Annotated in this window: 15 protein-coding genes and 1 pseudogene; all 16 read right to left on the minus strand. The window is 62.6% G+C overall.

The genetic code is table 11. From position 1 onward, the window contains the following. Nucleotides 1-496 (minus strand): annotated as a pseudogene (locus tag EOS_RS40435) (type IV secretion system protein VirB10); the annotation flags it as partial. Next, a complete protein-coding gene (locus EOS_RS40440) occupies nucleotides 489-1,310 on the minus strand; it encodes a TrbG/VirB9 family P-type conjugative transfer protein (protein WP_047897853.1) in 822 nt (273 codons plus the stop codon). The gene EOS_RS40440 and the pseudogene EOS_RS40435, both read right to left, overlap by 8 nt. After that, a complete protein-coding gene (locus EOS_RS40445) occupies nucleotides 1,307-2,038 on the minus strand; it encodes a virB8 family protein (RefSeq protein ID WP_047897854.1) in 732 nt (243 codons plus the stop codon). The genes EOS_RS40440 and EOS_RS40445 overlap by 4 nt, the downstream gene beginning before the upstream one ends. A 205-nt stretch (nucleotides 2,039-2,243) precedes the next feature. Then, nucleotides 2,244-2,951: a P-type DNA transfer protein VirB5 gene (virB5, locus tag EOS_RS40450; RefSeq protein ID WP_047897867.1), complete on the minus strand. Its 708-nt coding sequence runs from the start codon at nucleotides 2,949-2,951 to the stop codon at nucleotides 2,244-2,246. Between the two features lie 44 nt (nucleotides 2,952-2,995). Then, nucleotides 2,996-4,153, minus strand: a complete 1,158-nt coding sequence (locus tag EOS_RS40455; RefSeq protein WP_047897855.1) for a type IV secretion system protein — start codon at nucleotides 4,151-4,153, stop codon at nucleotides 2,996-2,998. Then, a complete protein-coding gene (locus EOS_RS40460) occupies nucleotides 4,150-6,642 on the minus strand; it encodes a VirB4 family type IV secretion/conjugal transfer ATPase (protein WP_047897856.1) in 2,493 nt (830 codons plus the stop codon). The genes EOS_RS40455 and EOS_RS40460 overlap by 4 nt, the downstream gene beginning before the upstream one ends. 1 nt (nucleotide 6,643) lies before the next feature. Continuing rightward, nucleotides 6,644-6,964: a type IV secretion system protein VirB3 gene (locus EOS_RS40465; protein WP_047897857.1), complete on the minus strand. Its 321-nt coding sequence runs from the start codon at nucleotides 6,962-6,964 to the stop codon at nucleotides 6,644-6,646. 24 nt (nucleotides 6,965-6,988) lie between these two features. Then, nucleotides 6,989-7,291 (minus strand): TrbC/VirB2 family protein, encoded by a 303-nt coding sequence (locus EOS_RS40470; protein ID WP_235443119.1) that lies wholly within the window; start codon nucleotides 7,289-7,291, stop codon nucleotides 6,989-6,991. Nucleotides 7,292-7,383: 92 nt separating this feature from the next. After that, entirely contained in the window at nucleotides 7,384-8,055 is a 672-nt protein-coding gene (locus tag EOS_RS40475) for a lytic transglycosylase domain-containing protein (protein WP_047897859.1), read from the minus strand. Next, a complete protein-coding gene (locus EOS_RS40480; RefSeq protein ID WP_047897860.1) occupies nucleotides 8,055-8,240 on the minus strand; it encodes a hypothetical protein in 186 nt (61 codons plus the stop codon). The genes EOS_RS40475 and EOS_RS40480 overlap by 1 nt, the downstream gene beginning before the upstream one ends. Next, nucleotides 8,233-9,087 (minus strand): ParA family protein, encoded by an 855-nt coding sequence (locus EOS_RS40485; protein WP_047897868.1) that lies wholly within the window; start codon nucleotides 9,085-9,087, stop codon nucleotides 8,233-8,235. Before EOS_RS40485 ends, EOS_RS40480 begins: the two co-directional genes overlap by 8 nt. A gap of 896 nt (nucleotides 9,088-9,983) precedes the next feature. Further along, nucleotides 9,984-10,265, minus strand: a complete 282-nt coding sequence (locus EOS_RS40490; RefSeq protein ID WP_047897861.1) for a hypothetical protein — start codon at nucleotides 10,263-10,265, stop codon at nucleotides 9,984-9,986. Next, complete coding sequence (locus EOS_RS40495) at nucleotides 10,252-10,506, minus strand: helix-turn-helix transcriptional regulator (RefSeq protein ID WP_047897862.1); 255 nt, start codon at nucleotides 10,504-10,506, stop codon at nucleotides 10,252-10,254. Before EOS_RS40495 ends, EOS_RS40490 begins: the two co-directional genes overlap by 14 nt. Nucleotides 10,507-10,994: 488 nt before the next feature. Then, nucleotides 10,995-11,333 (minus strand): DUF3579 domain-containing protein, encoded by a 339-nt coding sequence (locus EOS_RS40500; RefSeq protein WP_047897863.1) that lies wholly within the window; start codon nucleotides 11,331-11,333, stop codon nucleotides 10,995-10,997. Continuing rightward, nucleotides 11,330-12,955 (minus strand): methyl-accepting chemotaxis protein, encoded by a 1,626-nt coding sequence (locus tag EOS_RS40505; RefSeq protein WP_053064233.1) that lies wholly within the window; start codon nucleotides 12,953-12,955, stop codon nucleotides 11,330-11,332. Before EOS_RS40505 ends, EOS_RS40500 begins: the two co-directional genes overlap by 4 nt. Nucleotides 12,956-13,065: 110 nt before the next feature. Then, nucleotides 13,066-13,507, minus strand: a 442-nt coding sequence (locus EOS_RS40510; protein ID WP_047897865.1) for a porin, incomplete at its 5' end; no start/stop codon positions are given.

The raw sequence follows: 13,507 nt of genomic DNA on the forward strand, positions 1-13,507 counted from the left end.
CAGCATCGGCAACGCCACCACTGGCAACACCACCCGCGAGCAGCGGAGCGTCGTAATAACTGCGCCCAGACATCGCGTGCGCGACGCGAGCAGGCGGCCCGCTTGCAACCACGGCCGGCACCGACGCCGGCTGCGGGGTCGCCGCACTGGCAGCGCTCGTTGTCGACACAGGCACGCCAGTTGATGCCTCGCCACCAAACACGCGCCCCTGCGAGGGCTGATCGAGCGCGGCATCCCGACGTGCCTTGGCTGCCGCGTCATGACGCGCGAGAAACCCGTGCACCGTCCACACCGCGCCAACGGCGAGCACAACCACAATCGCGAGCGGTGTCAACCACCATGCCCGCGGACGAGCTCGCAGCTGCCCCAGATCGGGCATGCCGCGATCAGCCACCGGCGGCGTGCGCGCATCGCGAGCGTTGCCGTTGTCGCCCTCGCCTCGATCGCGAGGAGTGCCATCCGGCTCGATTGTGTTGCGAGTGGTATCGTTACTCATGGCCGCGGCTCCGCAGGACGCGTTTCACGCCGCTGACCGTCGTGCCATCTTTCGGCGGCACGCCGTCCATGTCGTACGCGTCGTTCCACAGTCCCACTACCTCATCGCCCAAGCGCAACACGAAACGCTGCGCGAGCTCGTGAACGACCACGAGGTCGCCGTCCATGTGCCTGTCAACCACGCTTTCGGTATCGTCTTGCGCGACCCGGAAGATCGCGGGAATTCGCCGATTATTCGGGATGCGGATATAGGTAAAGCGCCCGTCGTCCCATGCTGCGCTCGGCGCGATATCGTCCGAATGCGGCATCACCTGCATCGAATACCGGTCGTTGCGCAGGACCGGCGACTGCGCGAGGCGCTCTTGCACCAGCGCCTGGCGGGCATCGACGTGAGTCTTTGCCTGTACCTCGTCGGGATACGTGAACGTGACGCGGTACATCTCCCGGCCACTACCCAATCTCGTCTTCAGTGGCAGCACGACCAGATCGAAGCTGTAGCTGCGCCGGTCAGTGCGGATCTCGAGGTTCGTGTCGTGCGCCGCAAGCTGCGGCTTCAGATAGACGTCGTGATCGCCCTTGTTCGCCACCACCTGCCAGTCGTCCCGGTCGCCGGGTGCCACCACCAGAATCTGTTCGTGCGCATCAAGCGCGATGTGCGTGGCGAACCCGCGCTGCGCATCGATGCGCACCACTTCGTTCTGCCGGTACGGCACCTGCCGCACGCGCGAGTCGCTCGTCCAGTCGGGCAGGTCATAGGCACTCGCCAACCCGGAGTCGAGCACGAACATCACCGCTACCAGGAGAGTCGGTTTCATCGCACGCCTCCTACAGCAGGCGATGACGCAGGTGGGGTGGGTGGGGTGGGTGGGGTGAGTGGTGTGTATTCGGGATCGCGACTATAGGCCGTCACCTTGAAGCCGAACGGGTTGTCCACAGCCACGTTCTCTCGCGTGAACACGGGCGGGCGGTACATGAAGGCGAGCGTGATGACGAAACGCTGCGGTGCTTCGGCGTTGTCGACCCCGTTCTTGCGCGTCGTGCGCTCGATATGCACCACCGCGTGCCCGGGTTCATCCGGCGGCAGCGTCGTCGAAAGAATCCGGATACGCTTCTCGGTACCGGCGCCGAGCTGCCGGTCAAGCGCATCGGGACCGCTATAGATCTGGCGGTAATCGCGCGCGACCGTCTCGTCGCTCATGTTGAGCACGCGGTCGTAGTCCATCTGCAGCAGACCCCAGTCGTAGCGCTCGCGCGAGCGTACGTAGACCTCGACCCAGTGCTTGTCCTGGATTTCCTTCGTGTGGACGTGCTTCGCGTCGAGCACATCGATCACCTGCGACTCGCCGGTGAGCCGGTCCACCTCGATCGGCAACGGCACCACCCGGTAGAAGGGAACCATCACGGCGAGCGCAGTGGAACACAGCACTGCAAGGCCCACGGCTGCGTACGCGATTTGCCACGCGCGTCGCTCCGAACGCTGCTGCATGTCGGACAGGGACGCCTCGATGTCGAGCACCCGCCGGTAATCGTGGCCAGCTCTCATGATCCGGCTCCATCAGTCGATGACGCCGCCGGTGGCACCTGTGATGCCGGAGATGCCGGAGATAAAGGGGAAACACGGTTCACCGGGACGCGGTGCGACCCGTCCGGCAGAACCGGCTTTGGTGGGTTGCCGCCACATGACGTAATAAGCATGACGAATTGAATCATCAATATGATCATGGAAATATTTCTCACGGTGCGCTCCGTCAGTTCCCGAATGTGGCGGGGACCATCTGGTCCTGCAGCCGCGTCGTGTTACCCGCCCGGCTGAGCACCAGTTCGCTTTGCTGTTCGGCGATCAGCTTGTCCTCGCTCTGAGCGAGCATGTTGAACAACTGCAGCTTCGTCATCTCGTTGCCGACCGTCGTGCTCTCGGACTGAATGCGCGCCTGTAGCTCCGCGACGCCCTTCGGGTCCTGCGTCACATCGATCTGCTGCATCAGGCTCTGAATCTGGTTCAGTTCCTGCAACTCCGTCTGATACGCCTGCATCCCGAACGCCTTGTCCTGAAACGGCTTGTTGAGCGCACGCTGGCAGACCTGCGCGTCGACGCCGCTCTGGTCCTGGCAGTTGTAGATCTCGCTTGCCGAGCGCAGCGCCTGGGCGCTGCCTGTCAGTCCCGAGTAGCCGCCGTTCTGGACCGAGGTGTAGACGCTCATCCAGTTCGATGGCAGCGAGTTGGCGAGGACTGGGTTGCCGAGCAGTTGACCAAACCCGCGTGTGCCGTTCATCGACTGGTAGAGCTGGATTTCCTGTTGTACTTGCTGTTCGAGTTTCGCCACCGTCGCGATCGCCTGCGCGACGTTCTGCGCGTCAAATACGGGAATGCCCTGCGCGCTCACCGATGGCATGACGGCTGCGCCCGTGACCAGGAGCAGCGCGACGTAGGTGGACAGCCTGTAGAGTTTCGTCATGGTGATCACCTGTGGTTCAGTCGCTGTGGTTCAGTCGCTGTGATTCACTCGTCCTGCTGCCCGAGGTGTTCCCGGGCAGCCCGCTGATAGGCCGGCACCGATCGGTCTCCGGGCGCGCTCCCGCCGGAACCCGACTGGTGGTGGATCATTCCGCCAGGCCGCTGCCCGCTGCCTGCGCCAGCAAGCGCACGGCCAAGCGCTCTGGCGAGCTGTTGGGACATCAGGCCGGCAACGAACGCACCGAAACCGGACAGGGTCGCACCTCCGGCAAGTCCGGAGGCCACGGCAGGGAGTTGCCAGCCGACCATCGCGAGAAACACGCCGCTCACGAAGAGGCCGATTGCCGCCACGTCGGCCGCCGACCCTTCCAGCACGCTGGTGACACCCGACACCAGCGACGCGGCATCCGATGCGGGAGAGGCATCGGTGACGTGCAACGGCGCGAGATAGGTAGAAAAAGCGGTCAGTGCCATGCCGAGAAAGGCGGCGACAAGCACCTGCAGGAGCGCGTAATTGGCAACCTTCGCGCTCCACGCCTCGAAGAACCGTGCCGTCGGCGCGAACGCAGCGCACGCGATGAAGATCGGGCCGAGCCCGAGAACAAGCTCGAGCAGCATCCTCGCCATCACGACCTCGAATGCGAGAACGATCAGGAAAATGGCGCCGCCAAGCGCAGCCACGAGCCCGCAGAGGAAATCGCCGATTCCGGCAATCATCCCGCTGAAGCTCAGGCCTTCGTGAGCCGCCTTGTCAAAATAGGCGTCCATCACGAGGTCGATCTGCTGGTCGTAACAGTCGAGCGTCTGGTAGATGCTGGTGGCGCTCGTCGCCGTCACGCTCGTGCCGTTCACCGAGCCACACCCTGGGTTGCCGGCGCCACTCACGGCGGCCGCGTTCTGGATCGTCTGCGCGAGCCCCGCTGTCGCACCGTTGATCGCCGTGACCACCTGCTCTTGGTACACGCCGGTACTGAGCGCAAACGCAAGCGTGATGGCCAGCTTCAGTGCGCGCCACGCAAATGCGGGCACGGCCTCATGCGCCTCGCCACGCACCACCGCCAGTCCGTAGGTAACAATCCAGATCGTAACGGCCGTGGTCACGACCGGTACCAGTGCGCTGGAAAGCGCCGCTGACACGCTCGTCACATAGGAGGTCGTGCCGTTTTCCAGCGTCCCGCCAATCGCGGTGAAGAGACCGCTCATTGAGCACCTCCCCTCACCTGCACCATTGCCTGTTGCGCCATAACCTGCTGCGCCGCGCGCATGGTGGCTTCCATGGCCCGGCGTTTCGCAAGCTCCTCGTGAAAGACAGGCAACCAGTCTTCGGGCGCGTCGCCCACGCGTACGCGGATCCTGTCGAGCAGTTCGACGTTGTCCGTCGTCCCCGACAGCACGTCGAGCACGTCACCAAGACCTGCCAGGTCCAGCCGGCCGATCGCCGAGCGGTGCCCCTGTTTGACGAGAAAGAGCCGGCTGTTCTCGCCCAGACTGCGCACAATGTTGAATTCAGCCTCGGTCAGCTTGAAGCCATGCACATAATCGCCGTAGTCCGCGCGCGGGTTCGGCAGAAAGAAGAAGGTTGCGCTCTGTTCGATGAGCGCGCGCGCAATATCGCTTCTGAGCACATCGGCTGGCGACTGCGTATCGAAGATGCCAAGTCCGTTCTGCTTGCGGATCGTCTTCTGCTTGTTGTTCGCGAAATCCGTGAAGACGGGGTCACCCAGCCGTTTCCAGAATTCAGTCATCACATAGATGAAACGCCGGCCGTCGATGAGGCTTTCAGTCAGGTGCAGCAGGTACATCGTGACCGGCGTCGACACCTCCGCATCGCCCAGTAACTCCGTATCGTCGAATCCAAAGAGGCCCGCACGGGTGAAATCGAGCCGCTCGACGGGGTTGTCGAGCACCCACCCCAGTCGAGCGCCGGCGCACCATTTGGCAAGCCGCGCGTGCAGGCTGTTCTCGCCCACGTTCGGGAGCAACTGGCGCACCATTGACAGGCGTCGCAAAGGCCTTGCCATGCGGGCGACTTCCCGCACTGCACGCGAGACGTCCATCTCGTCCTTCGCCGAGAGGGGCGAACCGCTATCCACCAGCTTGCGCACGAGCCGCTCCCAGAAGTCGAGCACGGTCTCGTCCGGCTCCAGCTGGAAGGGATTGAGCCCCGTCGGCTCGCCACGCCGGAACACGGTGTAGATGCCGCCCATCGCGCGGATCGCGATCTCGGTGCCGCGGTCCTTGTCGTAGAGCACTGCCGTGATGCCGTACTTCATCGCCATCGCGAGCAGGAACAGTTCGAGCACTGTCTTGCCCGCGCCCGCCTGGCCAATGATCTGCGTGTTGGCCAGAGCCTTCTCGTCGGCCGAGTCCTTCTTCTCGGGCGTCGCGTGGAAATTCAGATAGAGCGGCTGCCCGCTCGGCGTCTTGACGATCGTGATCGCCTCGCCCCACGGGTTGCCATCGCGCTTGCCCGTCGCGAAGTTGTGCAGGCTCCCGAGCCCGCAGAAGTTGCGCGATGTCAGCTTCGCTTCGCGTGGCCGGTAACGCCAGTTGCCAGGCAACTGCGCGAACCACGCCGCATCGGACACGAGGTCAATGAGCGCGGTCTGAAATCCGACGTCGGCCAGTTGTGAGCGCGCCTTCGCAACGTGCTTGGTTACCTCCTCCGGCGCATCGCCCAATACCGCAAGTGAATAGTGGTATTCACCAAGGACGAAGTCACCGTTGATCAGGTCGTTGAGCGCCTGATCCATTGAGGCCACCTGCGACACCGCTACATCCTCGCCGGCAATGAGCTGGTTGCGCTGGCGCTCGAGTGCTTCCTTGGCACTCGGTCGATCGAGAATGGCGAAGCTCTGCGTCTCGATGTACTCGAAGTCGCCGTACAGCAATCCGTTGAGCATCCCCGGCTCGGTCTCCTGCGGGTAGTCCTTCAGATCTATCAGCGCGGCATAACGCGTGGCTGCCGGCATGCGGATCTCGAGCTTCTCGGCGCCGAAAAAAAGGCGTGACGTCGGCAACGCCTCCCGGATCCGGCCCGCGGGCACCGGTACGGGCTCCCACACAGCGTTGACGAGGTAACCCAGGAATTCAAGCGACGATGAATAGGCGCGCGGGCGCTGCGTGTACTGGATCTGTTTCGTATAGACACCAAGCGCCACCGGATCGTAGGGCCTCAGGCTCGCTTCGACCTGCGCGGCGAGTTCGGCCATCGCCCTCAGCGCCTCGTGCTGGTCTCGCCGGATATCGTCGAGCGTGCGGCGCGCCGCCTGACTGAAGATCCGTCCGAGCCTTGTCCGGTTGGGTCGATAGACGAGCGTCAGGTACAACTCGTTGGCCATCATCCGATAGCCCGCGAAACTCGCGTAGTACCGTGTCGCAAGTTCCTGGCAAAACCGCTCGCCGTAAGGTGTGGCGAAGTGATCCGACACGCGCCGTCGCAGCCGGTGCGACCACAGCGCCACATGGCCGCCGGCCAATCCCCGGATGAGCTGGTTGAGCCCCTCGTGGCGCACCAGGATATCTGCGGGGTCCGCCGCCTCGAACGCGATGCCCGCGATGCGCCAGATGCGCAGATAATCGCCTTCGCGCGTCTTGATGACGTGATCGGTCACATGCGTCGAATAAGGAATGAAGTCTGCAAGCTGCACTTCCCGGTGCGCCACGGCTGCGAATTTCGCTTGGGCGTGCATCTCAGGTCCTCCTCTTCAGGCGCACCGGCACATATGCGTGCGCACCCCAGAACTCGCGGTTGCGCTGCCGAAGCTTCATGCGCACGCGCAACGCGCGCTGCGCGAGGCGCTGATCATCATGACGCGTCATCGCACGCATCGTGACGAACACCGCGATGATCAGAAAGAGCATGGCGACCCCGACCGGTGGACTCGCGAGCAGCGCCCAGATGGCCGGGATCAGCATGCCGCCGCCCACCATCAGGAAGGGCACAAGCGGCACTCCCCACAACATCGCGGGCCGGGTACAGCCCTTGAACACGGGATCCTTTAACGGGTTCATGATTCGCTTTCCATCTCGCCTGGATCACGTTGTGGAGATCAGCATCGCGGCGATGACCGTCGCGCAGCCAACGAAAAGCCCACCGATAAACACGTTCGCGATATCGCCGAAGCGCGCGTGCTGAAACATCATCTTGAAACCCGCCCAGATGATCGAGATCGAGCACACCACGCCCCCGACGCCAAGCAACGTCGTCTGAATGGTCGTGAGCAGCGTATTGACCTGGGAGAGCGCCGCGTAGGCTGGTGAAGCCATAACCAGCATCGGGAGGCAGCCAGCCATCAACCTGGCCGCCGGGGCACCCAGAGAACACCACTTCCGTACCATTTCACGCATGCTTATCGAATTAAGGATTACTGATTTCATAGATCACTCCTGCACGTCCGTTGAACAAAATCCGCTATTGACTCGATCTGTCTCTAGAACACGACCGCGCTGCTATCCGGCTTCTCCTCTCGGCCGCCCTGCCGCGGATCGGTCCGGTTTGTGCCGGGTTGACCGTGTTCCACTGTCTGCTTGCGCATTTGGTCCACAAGACCATTTGAGTCCAGTGGCACCACCGGGATGGGTGAGGCGGTCGGTGAGACGGTCGGCGCAATCGCCGGTACCGTGGGGAGAGGACGTTCTGCGGTGCTTACAGTGGCGTTGTCAACGACCCGCTGCACATAGCCGGTGCGATAGCCCGTCGAGAAATCTCCACTCGCGTAGCAGGACAGGCTTTGTCTTAACGCCTGCTGGACGTCCGCCCGCGAAGCACGCGCCTGCCGGAAGCAGTCCTGCAGGATGGCCGCTCCCGCCGCCAGATTGCGGCAGGGGTCGAATGCGTTCTGCGGTTTCAGTCCGAGTCGCGGCCAGTTCGACCGGTTCACCTGCGCAAGTCCCACGCTGTAGTTCCAGCCGTTTGCATCCAGCGCGCGAACCGTAGCGATCGCCTCGTCGAGACTGGTTGGCTGGCGTAGCAGCCGGCCTCGCACCACGCCAATCGCATACGGGTTGAATCCGGACTCGGTACGTACGATCGCAGCAAGTGTTGAGGATGCGACCTGCGGGGCACACTGCAGCGCGAGCGTTATGAAGTCGATCGCTATCATCAGCCGCCTCCCCCACCATTGCCGCCATCTTCTCGATCCACGCGTTCGAACAGGCACAGGATCACCTGGCAGCCCGAGTCGTCGGTATGCGCGAGTCCCGGCGCACACGCCGACGCCCCGATGGCAAGAGCGACAGGCCACCGTAGCGCGCGTCCCGCCCGCAAACGAATGAGTCGATCACGCACGGAACACCTGCTCATCGAAGGCTTCCCCGTCCGCAAGGCTCGGCTCAGCCCAGTCGAGCCGACGCGCGATGACATCGAAGCAGGCGCGCATGGCGCGCCACGGCGTGCGCGCCACCTGATCGGCACGCGCAAGGTCCAACACCGATACGCCAGCGGCCTGCGCCTTCGCGATCTCATCCAAGCGCGGCATGTGGAGATATCCGTGCGGGCCTTGGGGATCCGGGATCAACCAGGCGCTCAGTCGTGCCTCGAGCGCGCGGGCCTGCGCCTGCTGAAACGGCGTGTGCTCCACCATGTTCGGCAACAGGCCGATAAAGCGCAGCGACGGGTTGAGTCTGGCGCGTACGTCACGCACGCCCTGAACCCCGTTGATGAGCTCAACCGCACTATCGAATGCCTCCCGTGACAGCAGGATGGGGCTTAGCATGGCGTCCACCGTCGCTTCGACGCAGACGGTGCGCATATCCGGCAGTGGCGGGCAGTCGATCAGGCAGACGTCGGCGAACGGCGCCACGACACTCAACAGGTGCCGCACGTTGGCGTGATAGCGCGCGCCACCATCGCCGAGCTCGAACGTCAATCCATGGATGGCGCGCGCCGGTAGCACCTGGATGCATCCCTTCGACGTGCTGCGAGGCGGCTCACCTGCGAGCGCAGTTGCCCATTGCCCGCCGAGCACAGCCGCCTTGCATGCACGCGCGAGTGACACGGTACTGCACGCGGGCTCCGCGAGATCGATCACCAGCACTCTCAGTTTGCTCACCAGACAAAAGTAATGGGCGAGCTGGCACAACAATGCAGTCCTGCCGGTGCCGCCTTTCTCAGCGGCGATCAGAAGTGTCTTCATGCTCAGTTGCTCCATCGGTTTGCGCTCCGAGCGACCGACATGAAAACTGCGACGTGAAAAAAGAACCCGCGGCGCGAGAGAGGCTGAGCGCGGGCTCAACGGGGGATTGTTCCAGCGCCAGAAAACACAAAAAGCCCGCAGATGCAGGCTTTTGATTGTCTTGCGGCACACCACGTCGTCGCAGTAACGTCGGTACGTCGGGGCCGCTAACGCGTACTCGGTCGTGCTTCGCACGTTGACCGGATCAGATTGTTAGGTTCAATGTAGAAGGTCTCCGGCGCGCAGACAAGGGGGGAGAAGACCATTAGGCACGGCGCCTGTTCCGTCCTGCTCCGGGTTATTCCTCGCTGTTCCTAAATTTATTTTTTCAGGCGGCAAGCGATTTCTCTGAGCATGCGACGGCCTCGCTTTCCAGCCAGATGCGGGGTGCCCAGGCTAGAGCAGAAACGACACGCGAACCCCGGTCCGTTTTTCTCGCGCCGCCCGTCCAGGCTTGCCACATCGACACCCATAACCCGTCGGGAGATCAAGCTTTTCGTTGCCGATTGCGGGAAACAGACTGCCAACGCCACGCCACAGAGACTGACGAGAACTGTATGAGCATGGTTGAGAACACCCGGCGGCCCGTTTCGCTGCCACTGGGCGTGTGGTGCACGACACTGCTGGCTGCGCAGTGCCAGGAGCAACAGCGTTCATCGAGACTTCGCAGCGTGCGGGTTCTAACGTCCTTTGCAAACCGATCAATTTTGTGCGCTGGCAACGCGAAACCTGCGCGTGGTATTGCGGGCGGATCGTTGCGATTCAGGATTTTCCACCGCGTCCCAGAGAATCGTGTTTCTATCGATTTCGCGTTATCGCCGGGTTCGGCCCCGCAGCTCGGACGAACTCATCAGCATTTAAGGTAGCACAAGCGCACGGGCGAGCGCTGAGCGTGCCGTCGCAAGCTCAAGCTCGAAAAGATGAGGCGGGTGTCGCGGTATTGGCAGACGGCGGCATACGACTTCGCGATTGGCGTGCCAGAGATAAACCATGCGCAGCATTTCCCGATGACGCGGCATGAGCGTGCGCCACGCACGCGTGAGCCGCGCGGCATCATTCGCGTCAAACGCGCCACGGTTTGAGCGCCCCCAGTTCGTCAGGCGATCATCGAGGGTGGACACGCCCTTACTGGCCGTCATGGTCGCCACCGTCCTGATCCACGTCACCCGATATGCGTGGCGCGCGATAGCGTGAGGGGTTTGCCAGGAAACGCTCGATCTCCCCCACACGCCACCCCACCATACGTCGACCTAACGGTACCGCGGGCGGAAACGTGCCCTCACTCATCCGCTTGTAGATAGTGGAGCGGGACAGCCCCGTTTTCTGCTCCACCTGCCGTCGCCGCAGGATGCTCTGTGACGCGCTCTCATGGTCGGCCATCGCTTGCCCCCGGTTACGCCGGCCGCAACATGGCCGGGTCACAGGAGCATTCAATCAAGAGAAGTCACCGTCCGCAAAACCCGCCTTATCGACGGGATGACCCGACGGACGTCTGCAGACGAACCATGGCGCACATCAACTTTCTCGCACGCGAGCCTACCAACAACGGTATCGCATGCATTCTGGCGCCTCGCGAACGTCGAATAGCAGCGGTTCGCCCACCGCTCGGTCCACATACGGAATGCAGATGCCCGATGCGACAGTCGCAAAGCACAATGGCGGATCGGCGAGCAGCGAAGGCTCAGTTCGTATGTTCATGGTTGTGGAGACCTTGCTTTCATCATCGTGTGACTACTATGCCCGATTCAATCACGTAAGAAAGACGCGTAACTGATATCGTATCGATCAGGTTTTCTGAGCAGGTTTTCTGATTCGTCGGAACTTGCGGCAGCTATCATTGATGGGAGCCGCTTCACGCAGGTAACCGGTCAGTCGCCCCGGGCCGGACGCGACTGTGCAGCCCCGTCGCCGGACGCTAGACGGACATCGACCGGCAGACGATTGTCTTCGGCAAAGCGGACAACGAAGTCAAACGCTTCCGGGCAAACATCCTGGAGTTCGGCGGAAATGATCAGGCATTTGACGCCGGCGTCGACCACAGGCATGGCGAGCCGTGTCGCCGCAATATGAATGCCGGGCCGACGCTCCCCAACGAACAGGGTGATGACGCCCATCAGACGCTCGGCCCGGTCGCCCGGGCGAAATACCTTGCGGTCGTGCGTGAAGCCCTTGATCAGATAGTGTCCGGTGCTGTCGGGCGTCGTCATGCGTCCGCGGTCGACGGCTCGGGCACCATCCAGTTCTGCCTGCCGGGTTCCCCGGCAAACGGCTTGTCGGTTTCAAGCAGCCTGAACACTGCGACCGCATCGTCGAGCGCGCGCGCCTGTTCTTCGAGCGACGCAGCAGCAGCCGCGGCTTGCTCGACCAGTGCGGCGTTCTGCTGGGTCGCGTTGTCCATCTGGGTCACCGCGCGGTTGATCTGATCTATACCGCGTGACTGTTCTTCCGAGGCCACGCTGATTTCGCTGACGATGCCGGTTACTTGACGCGCGGCCTTGACGATTTCGGCCATTGTCGCGCCAGCGCGAGCTGCGAGTTCGGCACCGTTTTCCACCTTCGCAACCGAATCGCCGATCAGTTCCCTGATCTCTTTCGCCGCAGCGGCCGAACGTTGCGCGAGCGCACGCACTTCGCCTGCGACCACCGCGAATCCGCGTCCCTCTTCGCCGGCACGCGCAGCTTCGACAGCCGCATTCAGCGCGAGTATGTTGGTCTGGAACGCGATGCCTTCAATCGCGCCAATGATGTCGACAATCCGGGTCGAACTCGACGACATGTCCGCGATGACGTCGACGACCTGGCCGACAACCTCTCCTCCCCGCGCCGCAATCCCGGATGCGTTTTCGGCCAGCGCGCTGGCCTGGCGCGCGTTGTCAGCGTTTTGCCGAACCGTCGCGGTCAACTCTTCCATGCTCGATGCGGTCTCCTCCAGAGTCGCTGCCTGCTGCTCGGTGCGCGCCGAAAGATCGGCATTGCCGCTCGCGATCTCGCGCACGCCGTGTGTGATCGCCTCCGTGCCGCGCCGGACCTGGCTCACGGCAGCGACCAAGGCCGCCTGCATTCGAGCAAGCGCAGCCATCAGCCGGCCCATTTCGTTGGTGCGCGACATATCAACCGGACTCGTCAGGTCACCAGCCGCAATGCGCTCGAAATGATGAATCGCTGCATCGATTGGCCGCACGATCGAAGCCGTAAGCGCGAAGCGCGCGAACAGACCGAGCGTGATCGCAGCAAACCCGATCGCGCCGAACAGCCAGACCAGCAGATGGAAATGCTGTTGCGCCGACCCAAAATGCGCCTTTTGCTGCGCGACCTGAAATTCCTCAAGTGCGAGTGCCGCACCTCTATAGTCATTAAACACAGTGTCGGGTGCCTTCCTCTGTGTCATCCGGAACGACATGAAATCGTTCTGGTCGAGCGCTGTGATTTCGGGGGCCAGCACCTGCTTCATCAATTGCGCGCGCTTCGTGCGCAGCGCGTTAGCCAGCGCCGTCTCGACTTCATCGGATCGCGGCCGTGCCTCATAAGCCGCCAACTCCCGAGCGCTGTCAGCAAGTTGCGCATGCACTCGCGCGAGCACTGCGTCGGTGGATTTTCCCTGCGTGACGAGCGCTTCGTACGCACCCAGGTCAACTCGCACTTGCAGGAGCGCTTCGCTGCTGGCCGTAAGGTGTCGAAGCGCGGCCGTTTCTTCGCTGTACATCTTGTCGAGAGCGGTGTTGGCCGTCTTCAGCCCCGCGATCGATGCTGCGATGACGAGCATCAGCGTGGCTGTATAACCAACGATCGTGATCGTCAGAGCGACTCGGATAGTGGCATTTCTGAACATGGTTGTCCCATCGATCGCTGAACATGAAAAAAGCGGCGGACGGATAGGTCCGCCGCCGCAAGTTGGAGAGCAACTCGGTCATGCATGCGCTGCAGGGATCGATTCCCCGATCAGAAGCGGGTGCGCACGCCCGTGGTCAATTCGACCTGGTTAGTCGCGCCAAACGTGCTTCCAACCGTATAACCGCCATGCAGCCTCATGTAGTCGCCAGCCAGATACACTTCGGTGCGCTTGGACAGGTGATAGAAGATCGACCCGTACAACGTCTCCTTGTAGCCGTTGTGGAGGCCCGACGTGGGGTCGAACGCACCGATGTTCGCATTCGGGATATCGCCATTGGTGTCGTACGCGGCGTTCTTCACGCGCATCTGCTGATAGCCAAGCTCATAGTCGAACGCGCCCTTCGGGGCCAACTTGAGCGACACCGTCCAGGCGTTGTCCTGACGCTGGCCGAGCGAGCCTTGATTACCCAGGTAACGGAAGTAGCCCGCATTGGCGCGCACAATGCCGAACGTATAGTTACCACCCGCCGACCACGTCTGGTTTGTGATA

Origin of the sequence: Caballeronia mineralivorans PML1(12) (assembly GCF_001028175.1) — a bacterium.
In the GTDB taxonomy this organism is placed as follows: domain Bacteria; phylum Pseudomonadota; class Gammaproteobacteria; order Burkholderiales; family Burkholderiaceae; genus Caballeronia; species Caballeronia mineralivorans.

Excerpts from the sequence above, each read along its gene's own strand:
- virB5 (WP_047897867.1), bottom strand. The coding sequence starts at position 2,951 with ATGACGAAACTCTACAGGCTGTCCACCTACGTCGCGCTGCTCCTGGTC.
- EOS_RS40485 (WP_047897868.1), bottom strand. The coding sequence starts at position 9,087 with ATGAAGACACTTCTGATCGCCGCTGAGAAAGGCGGCACCGGCAGGACT.
- EOS_RS40495 (WP_047897862.1), bottom strand. The coding sequence starts at position 10,506 with ATGGCCGACCATGAGAGCGCGTCACAGAGCATCCTGCGGCGACGGCAG.
- EOS_RS40475 (WP_047897859.1), bottom strand. The coding sequence starts at position 8,055 with ATGATAGCGATCGACTTCATAACGCTCGCGCTGCAGTGTGCCCCGCAG.
- EOS_RS40440 (WP_047897853.1), bottom strand. The coding sequence starts at position 1,310 with ATGAAACCGACTCTCCTGGTAGCGGTGATGTTCGTGCTCGACTCCGGG.
- EOS_RS40465 (WP_047897857.1), bottom strand. The coding sequence starts at position 6,964 with ATGAACCCGTTAAAGGATCCCGTGTTCAAGGGCTGTACCCGGCCCGCG.
- EOS_RS40460 (WP_047897856.1), bottom strand. The coding sequence starts at position 6,642 with ATGCACGCCCAAGCGAAATTCGCAGCCGTGGCGCACCGGGAAGTGCAG.
- EOS_RS40455 (WP_047897855.1), bottom strand. The coding sequence starts at position 4,153 with ATGAGCGGTCTCTTCACCGCGATTGGCGGGACGCTGGAAAACGGCACG.
- EOS_RS40490 (WP_047897861.1), bottom strand. The coding sequence starts at position 10,265 with ATGACGGCCAGTAAGGGCGTGTCCACCCTCGATGATCGCCTGACGAAC.
- EOS_RS40500 (WP_047897863.1), bottom strand. The coding sequence starts at position 11,333 with ATGACGACGCCCGACAGCACCGGACACTATCTGATCAAGGGCTTCACG.
- EOS_RS40505 (WP_053064233.1), bottom strand. The coding sequence starts at position 12,955 with ATGTTCAGAAATGCCACTATCCGAGTCGCTCTGACGATCACGATCGTT.
- EOS_RS40445 (WP_047897854.1), bottom strand. The coding sequence starts at position 2,038 with ATGAGAGCTGGCCACGATTACCGGCGGGTGCTCGACATCGAGGCGTCC.
- EOS_RS40470 (WP_235443119.1), bottom strand. The coding sequence starts at position 7,291 with ATGGTACGGAAGTGGTGTTCTCTGGGTGCCCCGGCGGCCAGGTTGATG.